This is a genomic window from Bradyrhizobium sp. (assembly GCF_035652035.1).
Lineage (GTDB): Bacteria > Pseudomonadota > Alphaproteobacteria > Rhizobiales > Xanthobacteraceae > Bradyrhizobium.
Genome location: NZ_DASREO010000081.1, coordinates 1 through 6,304 on the forward strand (window position 1 = coordinate 1; position 6,304 = coordinate 6,304).

A 6,304-nucleotide genomic window follows, 5' to 3' on the forward strand; every position below is an offset into this window, starting at 1 on the left:
GCAGGACATGACCAATACGGGCGTCGATTCGGGACTGCAGACGCCGAAGTCGGACTATGTCGCGAGCCTGAGCTACTCGCCGAACCGCACCTACACGATCGCGACGCGGGCGCGGTTCGACCAGGCGACCGGCAACGTCGAGCGCTTCGAGGCTGAAGCGGCTGCCAACTTCGATCGCTGGTCGGTCAGCGTGCTGTACGGCGACTATGCAGCGCAGCCCGACATCGGCTACCTGACGCGGCGCGAAGGCATCATGGTCTCGAGCTCCGTCAAGGTCGCGACCAACTGGACCGTCACCGGCGCCGCACGCTGGGATCTGGTCGCCAACCAGATCAACCAATTCGTCATCGGCTTGGGCTATGTGGACGACTGTTTCGTGGTGGCGGCCAATTATATCGCCTCATATTCCTATGCGACGCCGACATCACCGCCAGTGCCCAGCCACGCCTTCATGTTCCAGATCGGCCTGCGCACCATCGGCACCGTTTCCGTTCCCGTTCCCTGACCTCACGTCCGTCGCCGCTTTATAATGAGGGCTTGCGGTGGTAAAAGGCGCGATCGGCGCACCTCGGAGCGGAGCACGTCACATGTCCGATCTCTCCTTTGAAGCCGCTCTCGATGCCCGCGTCGACGAGATGGTCGATGCGTGCACCCGCTGCGGCAAATGCGTCGAGGCCTGTCCGAGCGTGAAGCCGGCGGGACTGGCCGATGCGATGCCCAAGGATGTCATCAGCGGCATTCTCGATATCCTCCGCGACGGAGACGGCCCGGAAGCGTCGCAGAGATGGGCACAGGCCTGTACGGCCAGCGGCGACTGCATCAGGGCCTGCGATGAAGGCGTCAATCCGCGCTTCCTGCTGGCGATGGCGCGCGTTTCGATGGCCAAAGCGAAAAACGATTTGCCGGCCCGCCGCCGGAAGGCGCTCGAAAGATACCGTGACGTCGGCCGCGAAGTTTCATTCCTGTCGCAGATTCAGCTGAACGACGAGGTGCTGGCGCGGCTCGGGCAGAAATCGGCCTCGGTGAACACGACGACCGAGCCGCCGGACTTTGTGTTCTACACCGGCTGCAATGTGCTGAAGACGCCGCATATCGCGCTGCTTGCGCTCGACATCATGGATACGCTCGGCATCGGTTATCAGGTGATGGGCGGGCCGAGCCATTGCTGCGGTATCGTGCACATGCGGCCGGGCGATGTCGAAATGTCCGGGCGGATGGGGACGAATAGCATCGACAAGATGTCGCAATCCAAATCGGGGCAAGTGATTTCCTGGTGTCCGAGCTGCTACGTGCAGTTCACCGAAACCACCCTGCCCGCGCTCGAGCGCCAACGCGGCGCGCGGCCGTTCGAGATGACGCCGTTCCTACGCTTCCTCGAGCAGCGGATCGACCAACTCACGCCGCATCTGCGCGAACGCGTTCCGATGCGCGTTGCCTTGCACCGCCATCCCGGCGTTTCCGGCGTCATGGAGGCCGCGATCAGACTCCTGAACGCGATTCCCGGCGTCACCTTTGTCGATCTAAAGCAGCCGGCGCTGGGATTGCAGGCCGTCTACCTCAACGTCTTGCCCGAATACAAGCGCGAGCTGACGCTGAATGAATTGCAGGCGGCGTGCGACGCCGGCGTCGATGCGCTCGTCACCGTCTACCATTCCGAACATCGCGAGCTTTGCGCGCACGAGCGCGACTGGCCGTTCCGCATCGTCAACCTGCTCGAACTCGTCGGCGAAAGCATGGGACTGAAACAGAACGATCGCTACAAGGAACTGAAGCTGATGCAGGATGCCGACCAGATCGTCGCCGACTGCGCCGATCTGCTTGCGAGCCACGCGCTCGATGCGGCGAAGGCGCGCGAGCTCGTCGTCAAGGACATGCTGGCCGATCAGCCCTTGCCGCTGCGGTCGGGTTAGTCGCCAAACATGCCCGACGACGGACAGCCTTGTCCGCTGCCGCCAGCTGCAGCCCCTCGCCTCACGGCTCGGGCTTGTAGCCGTCATTCAGGGTTTGCAGGAACGCGATGATATCGGCCTCGTCCTGCGCCGTCATCGCCGGCTGATCGCCGGGATGGCGATCTAACGGCGGATCGGCGACGTCGACATTGGCGTGATATTGCGGCGGCAGGTCGTTGTATTTCTGCACTTTGCCGTCGGCGCCAACCGGATAGACCTTCTCCGGATTTGTGTCGCGGAAATTGTAGAAGTCCATGACCTCCTGCAAGGTGTGGAACACGCCGTTGTGGAAGAACGCCTTGCGCAGCGCCGTGTTGCGCAGGGTCGGCGTTTTGAACATGCCGCAGAACTGCCTCTGATCGGCGACGTCCTTGCGAACGGGACCGCACACACCAAGGTCGAAAAAATTGGGGTCCTTCGTGTCGACGAGTGCGAGATTGCGCGGCGCGCCCAGCGCCTCATACTGCGTATCGGTAAAGGCCGGCGGACGGCCGTCGCGCGAAGGCTGCGACGTATGGCAGCCGGCGCAATTGGCCTTTTCCGGATCGTTGAACAGGCGAAGGCCGCGCATTTCGGCCTCGCTCAACCGCGCTTTTCCTTCCAGCCAGTAATCGTACTTGCTGGTATAGGGATGAAAGCTCGGCTCTTCGATCTGATAGCGGCCCACCGCGAATGTCGCCTCGGCGACCAGGAGCTTCGTATCCTTGAAGATGCGCTCGCCGAACAAGGCCGCAAACTTCTTCGCATAGGGCGCGCTGCGCAGCTTGTCGGCGATGATCTCGATGCTGCCGCCGTCCATTTCGCGCGGATCGAGCATCGGGCCGTTCGCCTGGATCTGAAGGGTGTCGGCGCGGCCGTCCCAGAACAAGCCGCCCTGCGGCACGATGTTTTGGCTTTGCGCAGTCTGTGTTGCGATCTTCCGGACGCGAACGGCAGTCTTACCCGCCTCGGCCTGCTGCGCAAATCCGATGACCTGGTCGTTGTCATCTTCCTTTTCGGGACCGATGCTGAAATCGGGTTGCCTTTCCAGATAGGTCAGCGAGGGCACCGCGCGCATGCCTTGCAGCGTCAGGTCGGGGCCACCGAGCATGACGGGCGCGTCGGTCGGCGGGCCATAGGCGTGATCCGGGCTGTGACACGAAGCGCACGCCAATTTGCCGGACGACGACAGGCTCGTGTCGAAGAATATGTCCTTACCCAGCCTCGCCATCGCCGACAGTGGTTCGACCTTGCGGCGGATCAGATGAACAGGATTTGGATTTTCGCCGCCCTGCGTTTGCGGCTCGGCGGCGAAGACGGCGCCGGCCAGAAGGCCGGCACCGAGGGACCACACGATTGTGCGATGTATCATCTATTCTTGCTCACTTGGTCTTGCTGTCCACGGTGCCGAAGGTCGGGTCGAGGATCAGCTTCCGGGTGGGAGACTGCTTGAAGTCAAACATGTCCATGATCGAACCGGTCGTGGCGTCGAACGAGCCACCGCCGAGACGTTCGCCATTCAGCCAGTTGTCCTCGATGAACTGCGGGATCGAAGCCTGCGTAATGAAGACGTGGCTGACGTAATTCTTCCTGGCATAGGGCGAGATCACCATGAACGGCTGACGCATGCCCGGACCGCAACGTCCGGCAACCGGCTTGCCCAACAGGCCGTTCGGCTCGGGGGTGACCCCCGGGGTGCCGCAGTTCCCGGCGCCGTTCAAGGCGTCGTCGACCGAGAACGAACCCTGCGTCGTCGGCGCGATGAAGGCATGGTCGTACCAGCCGTCGGAGTCGTCGTAGGCCAGGATCACGGCGGTGGAGTCCCAGTCCGGCTGTTGTTGCAGGAAGTTGATCAGATTGACCAAGCCTGTCTGCGCATCGAGCGGGTTGGAGTTGCCGGGGTGATCGTCCTGGAACGATTGCATCTTGATAAAGGAGACGGCCGGATAGTTGCCGGCGCCGACCGCCGTGAAGAAGTCGTCGAGGTCATAGGCGTGGTTGGCTGGGTCGACCTTCTTGGTGCCCGGCACATTGGTGAAGCCGATCGACTTGGTCGACGTCGGACGGGCGTGAGTTTGATTGGCCGTCGAGGCGAAGTACTGGAACCAGATGTGGTGAGGAATGTAGTCGCCGTGCGTGCCACCGGTGACGGAGGAAATGCTGCTGCGCTTGCAACCGGAGCTGCCATTGTCGTTGATGGTTTGCAGGTTGAAGCCGCCGACGAACGATCCCCATGGAATATTGCCGGCGTTCAGGAGATCGCCGATGTTTTTGCTCGTCATCTGCGTCGCGATCAACGTGCTCGAGCACTGATCGAGAGCGGGGTCGATATCGGCAATCAGCGTCAGACCGCCCTGCCCGTCAGGAACGGCGGCGCCGGCCGCCGCCAGCAGTGGGCCGATCGCCGCAATCGTATTGGGCGTACCCGGCGGCAAAAGCGTCGGCGAGAGAACCGGGAATGTCGCGCCATTGGTTTGCCCCGAGAACATTTCGAGCGCGCCGGGGGTCGACGGACCGAACGTGTCGCTCCACGAATTGTCGCTCATCGCGAAATTCTGTGCGTAGTTCCACAGCGCCGTGACGGTGTTGCCGTCGAAGAAGCCCATCACCTGGCCCGTGGTACCGAACGAGCCTGAGCCGCCCTTGGTGGCAGCGCCGGTGTTGAGCGGGAAAAGATCGAGCTTGCCGCCGTCAAAAGCCTTCTGCTCAGCCGTATAGGCGTGGTTCTGGTCAGCCGTATTGGCCTGCGTGCGATCGAGACGGAACGGGTTGGCGGCGCCAGCACCGTTGGCCGGATTGAGGTTCGGATTATTGTCGAGCAAAGCCGGGCTCGTCAGCAGATTGTTGATGTCGCGCGACGTGTTCCTGGCGGGCTCGAAAACCGGCTCGCCTTCCGGATTGAGCGCATTCGGATAGGTGCCGAAGTAATGGTCGAACGAGCGGTTCTCGTTGAAGACGACGACCAGGTGCTTGATCGGGGTCATGGTCGGCAGCGCGTTCGGATTGGTCGCCGGATTTTTCGCGTTGGCGATGACATCGTCCACCAGGTTGAGAACCGGAGCGAGCTGGCTTTCCAGGTTGCCCGCAACCGAAACGTTCGACGTGAAGGTGGCGACAGCGATCAGCGCAACCGACGACAGCAGAGTTGATTTCAGTTTCAGATTTTTCATCTTTTCCCTTTGCCTCTCAAAACGATTTTGAGCCGTGCGGGGAAGAGGGATAGGAAGCGTCGGTGACGCGGTTGTGTAGCGTTGGCTACCAGCCACCATGTCAACGAACATTCAACTCGAAAGCGCCAAACAACTCCAGCGGCCGGAACACAGGACGGCGCCGGCCAAAAAGGCTGGCGCCGTCCGCATGGTTGCGGTTAGATCGTAAGAACCTGGCTCAGTTCTTGATCTTGGACCGGCTGTCGACGGTGCCTTCCGTCGGATCGAGGATCAACTTCTCCGAGTTCTTCTGCTTGAAATCGAACATGTCGTTGATCGAGCCGGTGGTGGCATCGAACGAGCCCTGGCCGATGCGCTCGCCGTTCAGCCAGTTGTCCTCGATGAACTGCGGGATCGAGGCCTGCGTGGTCAACACGTGGCTGACATAGTTCTTCTTGGCGTAGGGCGAGATCACCAGGAACGGCTGGCGGGTGCCGGGACCGCAGCGACCATCGACGGGCTGACCAGCGACGCCGGTCGGCTTCGGGGTGACACCGGGGGTGCCGCAGTTGCCGGCCCCGTTCAGCTGATCGACGTCAACCGGGGTCGACGAAGTCCTGACCGACGTCGTGGCCGTGGAGAACGAACCGTGGGTCGGCGCGACGAAGGCGTGGTCGTACCAGCCGTCGGAGTCATCATAGGCGATGATCACGGCGGTGGAATCCCAATCCTCCTGCTCCTGCAGGAAGTTGATCAGGTTGACCAGGCCAGTCTGCTCGTCGAGCGGATTGGAGTAACCACCGTGACCGTCCTGGTAGGCCGGCAGCTTGATGAACGACACGGCCGGATAGTTGCCGTGGCCAACGGCCGCCGTAAAGTCTTCGAGGTCGTAGGCGTGGTTGGCCGGACCAGCATGGCCAATCTCCTTGAGCGAAGCCGGACGGGCATGGGTCAGGTTGGCCGTCGACGCGTAGTACTGGAACCAGGCGTGATGCGGGATGTAGTCGGTGGTTGTGCCACTGAGGCCGGTCGTGGTGCGCCCGCAGCCCGAGGTACCGTTGTTGTTTTGGAGTTGCAGGTTGAACCCGCCCATGAACGAGCCCCACGGAATGTTCTTGGCGTTCAAGAGGTCGCCGATGTTCTTGCTGGTCATTCCGACCTGTGCGGTCTTGCTCGAGCAAACGTCGCCGGCCGGGTCGGTATCGTTGATCAGCGTGAGCCCGCCCT

5 protein-coding genes are annotated in these 6,304 nt (G+C 62.0%); 2 read left to right on the forward strand and 3 right to left on the reverse strand.

Annotated elements, in window-relative coordinates; translation table 11 throughout:
• Window positions 1–505: LPS assembly protein LptD (gene lptD / locus VFB05_RS22030; RefSeq protein ID WP_325016150.1), on the forward strand; the 505-nt coding region annotated here is incomplete at its 5' end.
• An 82-nt stretch (window positions 506–587) separates the two neighbouring features.
• Window positions 588–1,910 carry a (Fe-S)-binding protein gene (locus VFB05_RS22035; protein WP_325016152.1) on the forward strand — a complete coding sequence of 441 codons (1,323 nt, stop codon included), beginning with the start codon at window positions 588–590 and terminating at the stop codon, window positions 1,908–1,910.
• Between the two features lie 61 nt (window positions 1,911–1,971).
• Here VFB05_RS22035 and VFB05_RS22040 read toward each other — a convergent pair whose 3' ends face one another.
• From VFB05_RS22040 to VFB05_RS22050, 3 genes are all read right to left on the reverse strand, one after another.
• The gene (locus VFB05_RS22040; protein ID WP_325016154.1) at window positions 1,972–3,300 is read right to left on the reverse strand and encodes a cytochrome-c peroxidase; all 1,329 of its coding nucleotides are present in this window, start codon (window positions 3,298–3,300) and stop codon (window positions 1,972–1,974) included.
• Window positions 3,301–3,310: 10 nt separating this feature from the next.
• The gene (locus tag VFB05_RS22045; RefSeq protein ID WP_325016156.1) at window positions 3,311–5,098 is read right to left on the reverse strand and encodes an alkaline phosphatase family protein; all 1,788 of its coding nucleotides are present in this window, start codon (window positions 5,096–5,098) and stop codon (window positions 3,311–3,313) included.
• A 217-nt stretch (window positions 5,099–5,315) separates the two neighbouring features.
• On the reverse strand, window positions 5,316–6,304 hold a 989-nt coding region (locus VFB05_RS22050; RefSeq protein WP_325016158.1), incomplete at its 5' end, for a phospholipase C.

Coding starts and splice junctions, on each gene's coding strand:
- VFB05_RS22035 (WP_325016152.1), top strand. CDS start 588: ATGTCCGATCTCTCCTTTGAAGCCGCTCTCGATGCCCGCGTCGACGAG.
- VFB05_RS22040 (WP_325016154.1), bottom strand. CDS start 3,300: ATGATACATCGCACAATCGTGTGGTCCCTCGGTGCCGGCCTTCTGGCC.
- VFB05_RS22045 (WP_325016156.1), bottom strand. CDS start 5,098: ATGAAAAATCTGAAACTGAAATCAACTCTGCTGTCGTCGGTTGCGCTG.